The sequence below is a fragment of the Vibrio limimangrovi genome, assembly GCF_054064025.1.
Genome location: NZ_JBSUGF010000007.1, coordinates 70,990 through 84,767 on the forward strand (window position 1 = coordinate 70,990; position 13,778 = coordinate 84,767).

Here is a 13,778-nt window from a genome sequence, read left to right on the forward strand (position 1 = left end):
TGTTTGTAATAGAAAATGAATCCAAGGATTGAGAGAGAAGTTATGATTCGATTTAACCTATGTGCAGCCGGAGTTGCTTTAGCACTATCAGGAGCGACTATCGCGGCTCCGACTGCACCGCGTATTGATATGCATGGTTCCAATAACCTGCAGTTTTCTAAAATTGAGCTGGCCATGGAACCCTCTTCCGGTTACCACAACATGGTTAAATACCATGACCAGGCGAAAATCACCGTCAAGTTCAACCAATGGAATGGTTCGACGGGTAACACTTACAACATCTATTTTGACGGTATCAAAGCCGCTTCAGGAGCGATAACTGGTAGTGAAACTACTGCCCAATTCGATTACGCTCAGGGCGGTTTGTACCAAATGGAAATTGAAGCGTGTGACGAAACGGGCTGTTCGAAAAGTGCTCCAGCAGAAATTACCATTGCTGATACCGATGGCTCTCACTTAAAACCACTCACGATGAATGTTGATCCAAACAACAAATCTTACAGCACCGATCCAAGCGTGGTCATGGGTAGTTACTTTGTTGAATGGGGTATTTATGGTCGTAACTACACGGTCGATAACATTCCAGCTGACAACCTGACCCACATCCTTTACGGCTTTATCCCCATTTGTGGTCCAAATGAATCAGTAAAATCTGTCGGTGGTAACAGCTTCAATGCGCTGCAAACAGCCTGTAATGGCGTACCTGATTACGAAGTGGTTATTCATGACCCTTGGGCGGCATACCAAAAGAGTTTCCCTCAGGCAGGTCATCAATACAGCACGCCTATCAAGGGTAACTACGCCATGCTGATGGCATTGAAACAGCGTAATCCAGATCTAAAAATCATCCCTTCGATCGGTGGCTGGACCCTATCTGATCCATTCTTCGATTTCGTCGACAAAGCAAATCGCGATACTTTCGTTGCGTCCGTTAAGAACTTCCTGAAAACATGGAAATTCTATGATGGTGTCGATATAGATTGGGAATTCCCTGGTGGTGGCGGTGCTGCTGCAGATAGAGGCGACCCGGTGAACGATGGTCCTGCTTACGTTGCTCTAATGCGCGAACTGCGTGCAATGCTGGATGAGTTAGAAGCTGAAACCGGCCGTACTTACGAACTGACTTCAGCCATCGGTGTAGGTTACGACAAGATCGAAGATGTTAATTACGCAGATGCTGTTCAGTACATGGACTACATTTTCGCTATGACTTATGACTTCTACGGCGGCTGGAACAACGTACCTGGTCACCAAACCGCACTTTACTGTGGTTCGTTCATGCGCCCTGGCCAATGTGACGGTAGCGGCGTAGACGAGAACGGTGAACAATTCAAAGGCCCAGCATACACGGCAGACAACGGTATCCAACTTCTTCTCGCACAAGGTGTGCCTGCGAATAAGCTCGTGCTTGGAACTGCCATGTACGGACGAGGTTGGGAAGGTGTGACACCAGCCACCCTTACAGACCCAAATGACCCTATGACGGGTACTGCGACGGGCAAACTAAAAGGCAGTACAGCGCAAGGCGTTTGGGAAGCGGGCGTTATTGATTACAAAGGCATCAAATCATTTATGCTAGGTGCGAATGGTACTGGCATCAACGGCTTTGAATACGGCTACGATGCTCAGGCAGAGGCACCGTGGGTGTGGAACCGTTCAACGGGTGAGCTGATCACTTTTGACGACCACCGCTCTGTGCTGGCAAAAGGTAACTATGCTAAGACACTTGGTCTTGCAGGTCTGTTCTCTTGGGAAATTGACGCAGATAATGGTGATATTCTCAATGCAATGCATGAAGGTATGGCTGGTACCGTTGTGGAGCAGCCAAACCGTGCACCAACTGCAGCAGCAGGAGCCGATCAATCGGTAACGGGCCCGGCAACTGTAGTGCTGAATGGTAGTCAATCCAAGGACTCTGACGGAACTATCGCAAACTACGCTTGGGAGCAAGTATCTGGTACAGCGGTGACTCTGACTGGAGCAAACAGCGTGAATGCAAGCTTCGACGTTGCTGAAGTAGCCAAAGAAGAACAGTTGACGTTCAAACTCACGGTAACGGATAACGAAGGAGCGGCGGCGTCTGATCTTGTTGTGGTCACAGTAAAACCAGCTGGTATTGTCGAACCGGAGAATACTGCACCAGTAGCGCAGATTACGGCACCTGCTACCGCAAACGCGGGGGACGTGGTTGTTATCGATGCATCTGCTTCCAGTGATGCAGACAACGATACTCTCACCTTCAACTGGAGCCTACCTCAAGGTCTCAATGCGACGGTTAACGGCGCGAAAGTGACCTTTACTGCAACTGAGTACTCTCAAGATACAAGCTTAAGCTTCTCTGTAAGCGTCAGTGATGGCGAAGCAACTTCCACAGCAAGTGCGACTGTCTTAGTTGCTCAGCACACGACAGATATTCCAGGAACTTGCGAAAATGCTTGGGATGCCCGTACGGTCTACACTGGTGGTAACCAAGTAACTCATGCAGGTAGCACTTGGGAAGCCAAATGGTGGACACAAGGCGATGATCCAACAAAATCTGGTGAATGGGGTGTTTGGAAAGAAGTAGGTACAGCGAACTGTAACTGATTACCTGACCTCTCAACTCACACGGCACATCCGCTGAGTTTAAAAAAGGACAACTTCGGTTGTCCTTTTTCATTCGCGATGGAAGATATGCTACTGGTTTAGCTTTATTAAGCGATCAAAGCTTTGGAACACTTGCTCACATTTCATTACTCGGCCGTGACCTTGTCCCTGAGTTGTAACCAACTCAACATGATCGAACTCGTCAGCCGCTTGCGCTGAAATACTGTATTTTGTGAACTTGTCTTGTTCATCATGAACAATAATCGTCACCGACTCCCGCTCAGAAAGACGTTTTAATGGATCAATGGACTGCAACGGGTAGCCAAACTGAGCTTCCACCTCTGATACCACCGCCTTGAACAGTTTCATTGAATAGCCCGAGCGAGCAATACTGCCAAACAAATTTTCGACATAGTTAAGTACAGGAGCGATAAGCAACAGCGGCTTGTTCTCCAGTTTGCTGTGTCGGCATTCAAGCGCTGAAGCTGTTCCCATGCTGTGTCCTATCACGCCAGCAATCTCGTCAACTGAGTCCAACACATCTTCCAGACCACGAATAAACCCGGGAATGTGCCCATACTGCCCTTCGCTTTCGCCGTGTGCGGGATGATCATAAGCCAGCGCTGTAAAACCTTTTGCTGCAATGTGCTCCATTAAAGGAAAAAACTGGCTCGCCGTACCTGACCAACCGTGGGTCAGAAGCCAGATAGGCCCCGTGCCTAACGAATAAGTTTTAATGACTCCAGCAAAGCCGTGTATTTCCCTTTTTACTAGACCTGTTGGCTCGGCGTTTTTAGGCTTAGTTCGCACTGGGGTAAGAAGCAGTTGTCTTGCCGTTTTTTTTGCATGTGATGGCGCCAGTGTGTGGTGCAGACGGGTACTGATATTAACCAGACTACGTTTAACGCTAAAACGCTGCGAGGTATTAAAGTAAATTTTATCGCTCATGATCTTTTCCTTTTTTATCAGCATTCAAAAAATAGAACGGTCGTGCTTTTTATGCTGATAATAAAGAGCGAACATCGTCGCTCTTTATTAATATTTTAATGTTCTCAGCTACTCAAATAAGAATAACTAACTCTTCCACCGAGCAAACAAGTTATCGATACCTTGCCAGAACAATCGCTGGCTCTCGGACTCACCTTTTATCGAGTAAAACACGTGTGCGCTTAGGTATTGTCCATATAAATCAAACGTCGCTTGATTCGTGTCTAACTCGTTTGAAAACTCCTGGTTTTCTTTACCTTTTGCAATTTGTATTTCTAAATAGTTCAGCCAGGTGTTAATCGACTTTCTCAATCCAGCTTGCAGCGGGCAATCATCCGCTGCGGTATCGTTCCACGCGTCAAGAAACATGCAGCTTCCCTGAAAAGAGTGATTCCAAGTCATCCAGGAATCTAATAACCCGCGAATTTTACGTTCAATGTTATCATCTCCCAACTCGCGCGCCGGAGAGATCACCCGCGCAGTAAATACCTGATTCGCGAACTCCAGTACCGACAACTGCAAGTTCAGCTTGGAGTTAAAATGGGCAAACAGACCACTTTTTGACATCCCACACTGCTTCGCCAGCTCACCAATGGTAAGGCTATCTAACCCATCTTCACTGGCAATCTCAAACGCTCTCTGCAGAATAAACTCTTTGGTTACTTTTCCTTTTTTCATAGCAATATTTTTAGCACGATCGTTCTTTTATGCAAGATTTAGTGTTCTGGTCTAACCAATTATCGACAAAAGCAAGTATCTGGCGAGTTGAATTGAACTGAGTAATGAATAGCACAATGAGAAGTTTGAACTGGCTCCTAATTTAAGAAATTACTTATTACCATCCAACCAGGACTTGATTTCATTACGCATAAAGTCCATCGCCAACTGCTACTTTCACATACCCAGATACGTTCGAGAGGGTTGACTTGAAAGAAGTTCTTGGCTTGCAGTAAAGACAACCCGTTGAATTCATAGCGTGAAGTCCTTTGGATACAGATAGGGATAGCCGTTAAATTTTTTAGGTAAGCAACTTATGGCGACAGACAATAGAATAGCCAGTTTAGAATTTGCCCGAGTTATCGCTATGCTTGCGATCGTGGGTCTTCACTGCCAAATGGCTCTCACTTATTGGCAATGGGATGGCGTACCTTGGGTAGGTTATATAATCAATCAACTGGCGCGATTTGCCGTTCCTCTATTTTTCCTAATATCAGGTTATTTGATTCAACCAAAACTGAGCACTCGTCCAACCAAAACGCTTACAAATTATGCCAAACCCTTATTGAGGATCTGGATCATATGGAGTGTGATTTGCTTAGTGGTACCATTTCAATGGCAAACGGTCTCAGAAGCAGGTTACTTAGCCGAGCGGCAAGGCTATTGGGATTACCTGATGTTATCCCCTGTAAACTCTCTGCTAGAGGGAGGACTAGTACATTTATGGTTCCTTCCTGCACTCGTTATGGCCGTGGCACTGATCGCTTTTTTAGTAAGGTTCAGAATGTCTCAACTACTACTACCCATCGCATTATTACTTTACACGTATGGCGTTTTAGCCGGAAGCTATGCCAATTTAACTGACCTCCCTTCTCCCTTTTTCACTCGCAATGGCCCTTTCTTCAGCACATTATTGGTGTTGCTGGGCTATCTAATCAGGGAGAAAGCATGGCGTTGCTCTCGTAATAACACCATGTTACTGATGATACTCGGTATGGGACTGCATTTTGGCGAGGCGTATTGGTTGGTGCAGCACAACGTTGCGTTTAACAGTCATGATTTCTTGTTTGGTACCGTAATCTGGTCACTAGCGATTTTCATGTGGCTATTGGTTCATCCAAATTTCGGCAATATACCTTGGCTGCTCAAATGCTCATCAAGCATCTTAGGCATCTATGTCGCGCATCTGCTTGTCATGATCATGGTTATGAATGTGGCTGGTTATTTTGAGCTGCAGGATTTAGTCAAAGATATCTTTATCTATCCAGCTACGCTCCTTGCTACCTTGCTGTTAGTGAAAGGGATTGAAGCATCTCCACTAAGGAAACTATTACTCCGATAAATCAGTTGAGATCCAATCATAGCTTGCTCTAACACTTTCAGGTGAGAGCAAGCGAATCAAAAGTGGGAGAGAACTCCCACTGAACAAAATTTGGCACTCTAATCCCCTGGAATTTGCCATGACTCACAAAAAACATCGTTCATTTAATTTAGATTGGCCTGACATTACGCATTGCTCATTAACGGAGGCTGTATGTGGGCATCTCAAGGACTTACTCCTTTTTTAGAAATAAGCCATTGGTTAACTTACGGTTTGTATGCCGCTGCAATTATATGTGGCGTGGCGGGTCTTGTGTCACTAAAAAAATAGTGGCACAGATTGTACGCCAGCATCTACCGTTAATTCGAGCTTTCTCACAACTAACCTATTAATTTGTGGCTACTATTTCTCCAACAGGACAAGGGAGAAATGTCTATGCCAAGCTACCTAATCGTGGTTCTTTGCGGCTTGTTATTTCCAAGCTACAGCTTTGCTGCCACAGCCAGTGATCTCAATCTCGTCAATTCTACTGTCGGTTATAGCGCTCTCATTCTGTTTTCTATCGCTTACGCTCTGGTTATGCTGGAAGAGTATTTGAAAATGAGAAAATCAAAGCCTGTATTACTCGCTGCAGGTTTAATTTGGATTCTGATTGGATACACTTTTGCTCAACAAAATCAGGCTGATGTTGCGAAAACTGCTTTAGAACACAACCTGCTAGAGTATGCAGAGTTATTGCTGTTTCTGTTAGTAGCGATGACCTATATCAACGCGATGGAAGAACGCAGACTCTTTGATGCTCTGCAAGCGTGGATGGTGGGAAAAGGTTTCAGTTTCAAAAAGTTATTCTGGCTGACTGGCTTTCTCGCATTCATCATTTCTCCTATAGCAGACAACTTAACTACCGCACTATTGATGTGCGCTGTCGTGATGAAAGTCTCTGGTGATAATCCAAAATTCGTTAATCTTGCCTGTATCAATATCGTTATAGCGGCCAACGCTGGTGGAGCATTCAGCCCTTTTGGTGATATCACGACGCTAATGGTTTGGCAGGCAGGACATGTCCGATTCTCAGAATTTATACCACTATTTGTTCCATCTTTGATTAACTATTTGGTTCCAGCGTTCTTTATGTCACGCTTTGTACCAAGTACCAAACCCAATACGTTGCACGAAGAGGTGGAGCTCAAACGCGGAGCAAAACGTATTGTATTGCTATTCATTCTGACGATCGCTACTGCCGTCGCCTTCCATGCGGTACTCCACTTCCCGCCCGTAGTGGGGATGATGATGGGTTTAGCCTACTTACAGTTTTTTGGCTACTTCTTACGCCAGACACTCAAGCAGTCTTTAGCGAAAAAGACGGCAATAGCGATTGCTAATGGAGATGAACAAGCGTTGAGGCGTATTGGTTCGGTGGTTCCATTTGATGTGTTTAGTCGTATATCCCGAGCGGAATGGGATACCTTACTTTTCTTCTACGGCGTTGTGATGTGTGTCGGAGGCCTGAGCTTACTCGGTTATTTGGAGCTAGCTTCTAACGTGATGTACACAGAGTGGAACCCGATTTGGGCCAACGTAATGGTCGGGCTGCTTTCTGCGATCGTGGATAACATTCCGGTAATGTTTGCCGTCTTAACGATGGAACCGAGCATGTCTGTCGGTAACTGGCTTTTAGTCACACTTACTGCCGGTGTTGGTGGTAGTTTACTCTCGATTGGCTCAGCGGCAGGCGTCGCACTGATGGGCGCAGCACGGGGCCAATACACCTTCTTCGGCCACTTAAAGTGGATGCCAGTGATTGCTCTCGGTTATGCCACCAGCATCGCGGCACACTTGTGGATGAATGGCGGCATGTTTAACTAGGGTTACCTGTCTGATGGATGATTGACACCATCCATCACTTCAATCTCAACCAGTTCATAAGGGTTCACACCTTCCAGGCACCCTACGTTATACCCGTATTCATTCGGGTTTGAACGACGTTGATGATGGGTATAGATACCACATTCACTGCAGAAATAGTGCTTAGCGGTATGAGTATTAAATTGATAAAGCTTGAGTTTTTCTTCTCCTTTAACAATTCGGACACCGCTAAGGGTCACTGACGCTGCAATCGCACCGCGACGACGGCACATCGAGCAGTCACATCGCCTTGGTTTTTCAATACCGTTTGGCAATGTAAGTTCTATCACCACTCCTCCACAATGGCAGGACAATGTGTGCACTGATTTGATTTCAGTATTTCCAACTCGTTTAATCATCACGTTTCCTTTTGATGAGGTCAGCTCAACTTTACAACGTGTACATTATGTTAAACACATTAACACAAGTTTAATCTTTGTTGAAAACTCGACATTGGTCACTTTTAAAGACATTTTATGCGCAAATAACCCCGGCACGCAGGGTTCAACGTGAATGACTTGGAAATCCCTCGCAAATCAAAGGCGCAGTTTTCCTTGACCAATAGTCAATGGCAACGCTCTGAATCCTGCCCAAAATGCCGTCAGGTTATATTAAACAATTTTTGGACCACCATTTTGGTGACCGTTTCCCCTAGTCCAGATAACCTATTGTCTGGGAGGGTTTAAACCAAGGAAAAAATTTTATGGATAAAGATCATAGCTTTAGAGAGAACCTCTTGGCTCTGACGCTAGGTAGTGCGTTGGTGTCTCTGGGGGTGATCGTTTTCAGCAAAGTTGGGCTTCTGACTGGTGGTACGGCTGGTTTGGCTATTTTCCTCACCAAGGTGAGCGATTATAGTTTTGGTCAAATATTTTTTGTTCTCAACCTTCCGTTTTATATCCTGTCTATCACTCGCATGGGTTGGCGCTTTTCCATTAATACTTTTATTGCAGTCACCATCGTCTCTTTCGCGGTAGACCATCTGCACCATGTGATTGAGATTTCCAGAATTGATCCGATGTATGCGTCCCTGTTGGGCGGTGGGTTGATTGGTATGGGAATGCTGGTCATTTTCCGCCACAAAATGAGCTTAGGCGGATTCAATATACTGGCGCTGTTTTTACAGGAACGTTTTGGAATCCGCGCTGGTAAAGTACAAATGGCATTGGATTGTTCTATCGTAGCAATGTCGTTATTTGTTGTTGATATCTACCTTATTACCCTTTCAATACTGGGGGCGGTTACCATAAACCTGATTCTGGCAATGAACCATAAGCCTGGTCGCTACCAAGCTAAACCTCAGGAAGCGTAAAGCCGTTTTTCGAATCAGTAACTCAATGACATCAAGCCCCGGGACAATGTGCCGGGGATTTTTTATAACTCATTAAATCCCCTTGAATATCATTGACTAATTAGGAAGTTAGTTCACTAAAGTGGTTTGCCCTGCTCTAAAGCCAATAAACGTTGCTTGCGCTCTATGCCACCAGCATAACCTGTCAATTTACCGCTTTTGCCGATCACGCGATGGCAGGGCACCACGATAGAAATGGGATTTTTTCCATTCGCCATACCGACGGCTCGAACCGCCTTAGGGTTACCTATCGCATCGGCAATATCCTGATAGCTCCATGTTTCCCCATACGGAATGGTGGTTAGCGCATGCCAAACCTGATGTTGAAAATCCGTTCCCGTCGCCGCTAACGGCAGCTCAAATTCATTTCTTAGCCCAGAGAAATACTCTCCAAGCTGTCTCTCCGTCTGGGTCAAAATTGGATGATGATCGTCGCGAACGCCAAGATCATCCGGTTTCGTTGTACAGGTTTCGAACCAGATCCCCAAAAGTCCATGAGAGTTTGCTTGAATGGTCACCATGCCTAGTGGACTTGTTATTTCTGTGTAGAACGTGTTCATGATTGATTCCATAAATGAAAAGTCGCATAACTTCCCCATGGTGAGGCCGTATGACTATTGAGTGATGAGTAGCGTTGCACAGCTTTTTTTACCACTAAATCGTTATGTAGAAAGCAGTCGGGTTGCGACTCACCGCGAAGATGAGCATAGCTCACCGTCCAAGGGCCAATGCCTTTTATCTCGAGCCATTGATGCGGTTCTGCCGCCGGATTTTGCACCACATATTGAGCAAACGTAACCAGCGTATCTTTTCGACTTTGAGGCATTCGCAAAAAGCTCACATCTGCATTTGCTATGTCCCTTGGTTCTGGAAAGTAACGAGTCTTTCCTTCTCCAGTGAGTTTATCGACTAACAAATTAAGCTGTCCAATCGCCGCTTTCACCGAAACTTGCTGACCTAAAATTGCCCGAACACCCGCTTCCCATGTACTCCATACACCCGGAATACGAATGCCTTTCTGACGAACAATACCAGGAGCAACATAGTTTAAGTGACGTTCCACCGTGCAGATGTCAGCATCAAGATCGAACATACGGCGAACAACAGTGACAAGATTCTGGAGTTTAGAGACATCTTCGATTTCAAATTCAAGTTCTAAGTTATTTTCACCTTTAGTCGCTTTGAACCATGCACGACTGCCGAGGATGCTCACTGAACGAGCGTAACTTTTTTCCGTCACGAATTCTAAACCCTCTATCGCTCTCAAGCGATAAAAATCCAGCATATGTCGCCAGTTTAGATCTCCCCGAAAAGGCAGAGAAATGTGATTGGATTCAGACTTATCAAATTCTTTCCGTCTAACTTGAGATGGCGTCAGTTTGAGGATCTTTTGAAAAGCATCATTAAAACGACGTGTACTGTTAAAGCCTGCCGCAAAGCCTACTTCTGTGACTGACATAGAACTTGAATGCAACAGTTGCTTCGCAAACATCAACTGCTGATATTGAGCGTATTGTTTTGGAGACATGCCCAAATACTGTTCGAACAACATTCTCAAATATCGATCTGATATCCCGATGCGCTCGGCAAGCTCACAAACCGAATGATGATGCAGTTCCCCTTTATCAATCATTGTGATTGCACGTTGAAATGTGGTTTCCACACCTTTCCATGCCCAGGAGCCTGGTGCGCTATCTGGCCTGCATCGTAAACAAGGTCGATAACCTGCCTTTATCGCCTGAGTTTTATCAGTAAAGTACTCGACGTTTTCTTCTTTCGGCAAAGTAGCTGGACAGATGGGTCGGCAGAAAATGCCCGTTGTTCTCACTGCAATATAGAACCGACCATCGAAACGGCTGTCACGAGACATACGCGCCTTCTGGCACTGCTCGAACGTCAATGAAGTATAGGGATGTAAAAACATGATGCAGTCCTTGCTTGCGCAGTCTTACTGAGCAGTAGTATGCTCAGTTCGCTATATCTTCATTATAGAAAGCGGCTTAAAAGAAGATTAGCCATTTTCGGAACTCAATATTGAGATTTGTTGGCGATAGTATTTTTCTACACTAAAGTTAATTTCAGAACATCACAACAACGTCGGCTAGAAGGGAATTGGCATGGACTTACATACTTGCGTAATTGTGCTTAGAAACCAAAAAGTTATTACAAGTAAATCTGTTGATCACTCAATAGGATTAATTGAGCGGGATTCAAATAACGAGATTTCAGAAATTCAAATCAACACGACAGACGGAGTAAATATCCGAACCTATCACTACAATAATGTAGAGGAGTCGCTGGAAAGTTTGATGAATCTTTAATTCTTGTTTCCGAACAAACCTTCCTCCCTGATTCTTTGTGAAATCAATAGAGCACCGCCCCCTGTGCTCTATTTTTTTGTTGAAATCACGACCACCGTTCTTCACTTCACCAGCCTCAGTTCATCACTGACAGGTTCGAAAAAAGTGACCTAGGCAAGCCAAAAACTCATTTTTATTCTCACTTTTTTACAACATCTAACCACCAACACTTTGATTTTTATTGCCAAAAGAACATAGTTCGAATTTTTTGAACTAGAACATCAATGATTACTAATTTCTTACCTCGTTTACTGAGATTAAACTGTTATCAACAGCACGGGGATGAACTCCTCCCCGACTCAATTAAACATCATATGGGACAGAATCATGAAAGCACTACTACAAAAAATCATCACATCCAAAGCAGGTTACAGCACATTAGCTCTACGTATTCCTATCGGTATTATTTTTATGGCTCATGGTTCACAAAAGCTATTTGGATGGTTTGGCGGTTATGGCTTGGAAGGTACCGGTCAATGGATGGCATCAATTGGACTTGAACCTGGCGTATTGATGGCATTTCTAGCGGGTAGCGGAGAGTTCTTCGGCGGTTTATTTATTCTGCTTGGTTTACTGACTCGACCAGCAGCGACAGTACTTTCTTTCACTATGATTATGGCTATTTTCTCAGTTCACTTTGAGAACGGCTTGTTCTTGGCAAATAACGGCTATGAATTCGGATTGGCGTTGTTAGCAGCAAGTGCCTCACTGATTCTATCTGGTTCTGGCAAAATTGCTCTAGATAACTTATTGAACAAAAAGCTTTCTTAACCTAAGAAGCTGAGGATACGCTGATGATCACTGTAAGACAGGCTCAGGACAGAGGCCAAGCTAACTTTGGGTGGCTAGACAGCAAACACACCTTTTCTTTTGGCAGTTATTACGATCCCAATCACATGGGTTTCTCTGAGCTGCGTGTGATCAACGATGACATCGTTTCACCTGGCGCTGGCTTTGATACTCACGGTCACCGTGATATGGAGATCATCAGCTATGTACTAGACGGCGTGATTGCTCATAAAGACAGTGAGGGCAACGTAAAAACATTGCCAGCTGGAGAGTTTCAGCTCATGTCGGCAGGTAAAGGCATTTACCACAGCGAGTATAACGCTTCATCTACCGATTCACTGCGCTTTTTGCAGATTTGGATTCAGCCAAACACCTTTGGTAATAAACCTGGCTATCAGCAAAAAGATTTTGGCTGTAATCCCGGGTTAACAGCAATCGCAACGTCAACCGGAGAGAATGGCACGCTGCAAATCAAGCAGGATATGCGTTTATATCAGCTTATATTGGAGCCTAATAGCGAACAGGTTTTCGATATGAGCCCTGGCAGAAACGTTTATGTCCACCAGGTAAAAGGCGAACTGTTTACCGACCGCGCCTTACTCGTGGCTGGAGATGGAGCAAAAATAGAACAGCAAAGTACGGTGACTTTTTGCAATAACACGAATGATCTGGCGGTGGCCTTGATATTCGATTTACCGTAATAATTTTTTACTTTGCCACAAATACGAAAAGGCCCTGACAACTCAAATTGTCAGGGCCTTTTTCATTAGTTGGGCCAGCGTTACTCTTCAGATATTCCAGCCCCAATTTGCTGCAGGCTGTAAGCTGTGAGAGGATCGACGCCTTTTACAATCTCTTCAACCTGTTTAATGGCATCTACAGACGAGCTGGCTTTGCGATAACTCAAATAAATAGGTCGGTACCAATCCTCTACGCCAGACACCTTGTAGAGCTTTCCACTCGCAATAAATGGCTCTACCAAAGAGACAGGCAAGTAGGCAGCCCCACCTTTTTCTAAGATGAAATCCAGAGCAATACGGGCAGTAGACGTGCGTAAGTATGGTGCTGAGATTTTCGGGTGGCGCTCAGTATGCTCAGACGCAAAACGGGTTCCCCAGTCCACATAAACGTATTTGTTATCAAATACCGTATCTAGCGAATCAGGATTGGTCGATACCAGAACAAGCACAACATCCGCAACTTTTTTACAGTTCAGTTCATCGGCTTTAATTTGGTCGAAAGCAAATGCCATATCCAATGTTCGTTCCAGCAAACTGCGGCTGAGCATTTCGCGTCCCATGACTTCGGCCATAAAACCGTAGCCGCCAAAAGAATCTGTGACAACGCTTAAACAATTCTGTAGATAAGCATCCCAAATATTAGGGGTACCACCGAGCGTAAGCTGCAGTCCTTTCCCGTCGTCAAGCGATAATTCCAGCTTCGCTTGTTGTAATGTGGTCACCATCACCTCAGCGTAACTGATTAAACGCTCACCAGCCGAAGTCAACTTAATGTTATTTCGATCACGAATAAACAATTGAGTATCGAAATAACTTTCCAGTTGCTTGATGCGAGCACTTACTGCGGCTTGGGTGATATATAAATTCTCTGCTGCACGTCCGAAGTGACGAACCCTTGCCAGCTCTAAAAATGTTCGAAAGACCTTTACATCCATAAACCATCTCCTGGTTGATTTCAAACCAGATTAACAACTAATTAAAATCATGACGATAAAAAAAATTTGTTTTTCTTTTGTTAGCTT

The 13,778-nt window shown here is 44.8% G+C and carries 13 protein-coding genes; 7 read left to right on the forward strand and 6 right to left on the reverse strand.

Annotated features, from left to right (window positions below):
• Window positions 1-42 precede the first annotated feature (42 nt).
• Window positions 43-2,586, forward strand: a complete 2,544-nt coding sequence (locus tag ACWYU8_RS08145; protein ID WP_457518750.1) for a glycosyl hydrolase family 18 protein — start codon at window positions 43-45, stop codon at window positions 2,584-2,586.
• A gap of 90 nt (window positions 2,587-2,676) precedes the next feature.
• Here the strand turns inward: ACWYU8_RS08145 and ACWYU8_RS08150 are convergent, their stop codons facing one another.
• Together ACWYU8_RS08150 and ACWYU8_RS08155 are read right to left on the reverse strand one after the other, a co-directional pair.
• Complete coding sequence (locus ACWYU8_RS08150; RefSeq protein ID WP_457518752.1) at window positions 2,677-3,534, reverse strand: alpha/beta hydrolase; 858 nt, start codon at window positions 3,532-3,534, stop codon at window positions 2,677-2,679.
• A gap of 126 nt (window positions 3,535-3,660) precedes the next feature.
• Window positions 3,661-4,251, reverse strand: coding sequence for a TetR/AcrR family transcriptional regulator (locus ACWYU8_RS08155; protein WP_457518754.1), 591 nt, complete (start codon window positions 4,249-4,251; stop codon window positions 3,661-3,663).
• 355 nt (window positions 4,252-4,606) lie between these two features.
• Between ACWYU8_RS08155 and ACWYU8_RS08160 the strand changes: the two genes are divergently transcribed.
• Window positions 4,607-5,632 carry an acyltransferase gene (locus ACWYU8_RS08160; RefSeq protein ID WP_457518756.1) on the forward strand — a complete coding sequence of 342 codons (1,026 nt, stop codon included), beginning with the start codon at window positions 4,607-4,609 and terminating at the stop codon, window positions 5,630-5,632.
• Window positions 5,633-6,046: 414 nt separating this feature from the next.
• Complete coding sequence (nhaD, locus tag ACWYU8_RS08165) at window positions 6,047-7,477, forward strand: sodium:proton antiporter NhaD (protein WP_457518758.1); 1,431 nt, start codon at window positions 6,047-6,049, stop codon at window positions 7,475-7,477.
• Window positions 7,478-7,479: 2 nt separating this feature from the next.
• Here nhaD and ACWYU8_RS08170 read toward each other — a convergent pair whose 3' ends face one another.
• Window positions 7,480-7,875 (reverse strand): GFA family protein, encoded by a 396-nt coding sequence (locus ACWYU8_RS08170; RefSeq protein WP_457518760.1) that lies wholly within the window; start codon window positions 7,873-7,875, stop codon window positions 7,480-7,482.
• 344 nt (window positions 7,876-8,219) lie between these two features.
• Between ACWYU8_RS08170 and ACWYU8_RS08175 the strand changes: the two genes are divergently transcribed.
• Window positions 8,220-8,828 (forward strand): YitT family protein, encoded by a 609-nt coding sequence (locus tag ACWYU8_RS08175; protein ID WP_457518762.1) that lies wholly within the window; start codon window positions 8,220-8,222, stop codon window positions 8,826-8,828.
• A 116-nt stretch (window positions 8,829-8,944) separates the two neighbouring features.
• On the opposite strand, the gene ACWYU8_RS08180 is transcribed toward ACWYU8_RS08175, so the two are convergent.
• Both ACWYU8_RS08180 and ACWYU8_RS08185 read right to left on the reverse strand, forming a co-directional pair.
• Window positions 8,945-9,427, reverse strand: a complete 483-nt coding sequence (locus ACWYU8_RS08180; RefSeq protein ID WP_457518764.1) for a methylated-DNA--[protein]-cysteine S-methyltransferase — start codon at window positions 9,425-9,427, stop codon at window positions 8,945-8,947.
• Window positions 9,424-10,791, reverse strand: a complete 1,368-nt coding sequence (locus ACWYU8_RS08185) for an AlkA N-terminal domain-containing protein (protein WP_457518766.1) — start codon at window positions 10,789-10,791, stop codon at window positions 9,424-9,426. The genes ACWYU8_RS08180 and ACWYU8_RS08185 overlap by 4 nt, the downstream gene beginning before the upstream one ends.
• Window positions 10,792-10,984: 193 nt before the next feature.
• On the opposite strand from ACWYU8_RS08185, the gene ACWYU8_RS08190 reads away from it, so the two are divergent.
• From ACWYU8_RS08190 to ACWYU8_RS08200, 3 genes are all read left to right on the forward strand, one after another.
• A complete protein-coding gene (locus ACWYU8_RS08190) occupies window positions 10,985-11,188 on the forward strand; it encodes a hypothetical protein (RefSeq protein ID WP_444496140.1) in 204 nt (67 codons plus the stop codon).
• 366 nt (window positions 11,189-11,554) lie between these two features.
• A complete protein-coding gene (locus tag ACWYU8_RS08195; RefSeq protein ID WP_457518768.1) occupies window positions 11,555-11,998 on the forward strand; it encodes a DoxX family protein in 444 nt (147 codons plus the stop codon).
• A gap of 23 nt (window positions 11,999-12,021) precedes the next feature.
• Window positions 12,022-12,717 carry a pirin family protein gene (locus ACWYU8_RS08200; protein ID WP_457518770.1) on the forward strand — a complete coding sequence of 232 codons (696 nt, stop codon included), beginning with the start codon at window positions 12,022-12,024 and terminating at the stop codon, window positions 12,715-12,717.
• Window positions 12,718-12,797: 80 nt separating this feature from the next.
• Here the strand turns inward: ACWYU8_RS08200 and ACWYU8_RS08205 are convergent, their stop codons facing one another.
• Complete coding sequence (locus tag ACWYU8_RS08205; RefSeq protein ID WP_457518772.1) at window positions 12,798-13,691, reverse strand: LysR family transcriptional regulator; 894 nt, start codon at window positions 13,689-13,691, stop codon at window positions 12,798-12,800.
• Window positions 13,692-13,778: the final 87 nt, after the last annotated feature.

What these genes read in the sequence shown, in the direction of transcription:
- nhaD (WP_457518758.1), top strand. Translation starts at nt 6,047, where the DNA reads ATGCCAAGCTACCTAATCGTGGTTCTTTGCGGCTTGTTATTTCCAAGC.
- ACWYU8_RS08185 (WP_457518766.1), bottom strand. Translation starts at nt 10,791, where the DNA reads ATGTTTTTACATCCCTATACTTCATTGACGTTCGAGCAGTGCCAGAAG.
- ACWYU8_RS08200 (WP_457518770.1), top strand. Translation starts at nt 12,022, where the DNA reads ATGATCACTGTAAGACAGGCTCAGGACAGAGGCCAAGCTAACTTTGGG.
- ACWYU8_RS08205 (WP_457518772.1), bottom strand. Translation starts at nt 13,691, where the DNA reads ATGGATGTAAAGGTCTTTCGAACATTTTTAGAGCTGGCAAGGGTTCGT.
- ACWYU8_RS08170 (WP_457518760.1), bottom strand. Translation starts at nt 7,875, where the DNA reads ATGATTAAACGAGTTGGAAATACTGAAATCAAATCAGTGCACACATTG.
- ACWYU8_RS08195 (WP_457518768.1), top strand. Translation starts at nt 11,555, where the DNA reads ATGAAAGCACTACTACAAAAAATCATCACATCCAAAGCAGGTTACAGC.
- ACWYU8_RS08160 (WP_457518756.1), top strand. Translation starts at nt 4,607, where the DNA reads ATGGCGACAGACAATAGAATAGCCAGTTTAGAATTTGCCCGAGTTATC.
- ACWYU8_RS08145 (WP_457518750.1), top strand. Translation starts at nt 43, where the DNA reads ATGATTCGATTTAACCTATGTGCAGCCGGAGTTGCTTTAGCACTATCA.
- ACWYU8_RS08175 (WP_457518762.1), top strand. Translation starts at nt 8,220, where the DNA reads ATGGATAAAGATCATAGCTTTAGAGAGAACCTCTTGGCTCTGACGCTA.
- ACWYU8_RS08155 (WP_457518754.1), bottom strand. Translation starts at nt 4,251, where the DNA reads ATGAAAAAAGGAAAAGTAACCAAAGAGTTTATTCTGCAGAGAGCGTTT.
- ACWYU8_RS08150 (WP_457518752.1), bottom strand. Translation starts at nt 3,534, where the DNA reads ATGAGCGATAAAATTTACTTTAATACCTCGCAGCGTTTTAGCGTTAAA.
- ACWYU8_RS08180 (WP_457518764.1), bottom strand. Translation starts at nt 9,427, where the DNA reads ATGAACACGTTCTACACAGAAATAACAAGTCCACTAGGCATGGTGACC.
- ACWYU8_RS08190 (WP_444496140.1), top strand. Translation starts at nt 10,985, where the DNA reads ATGGACTTACATACTTGCGTAATTGTGCTTAGAAACCAAAAAGTTATT.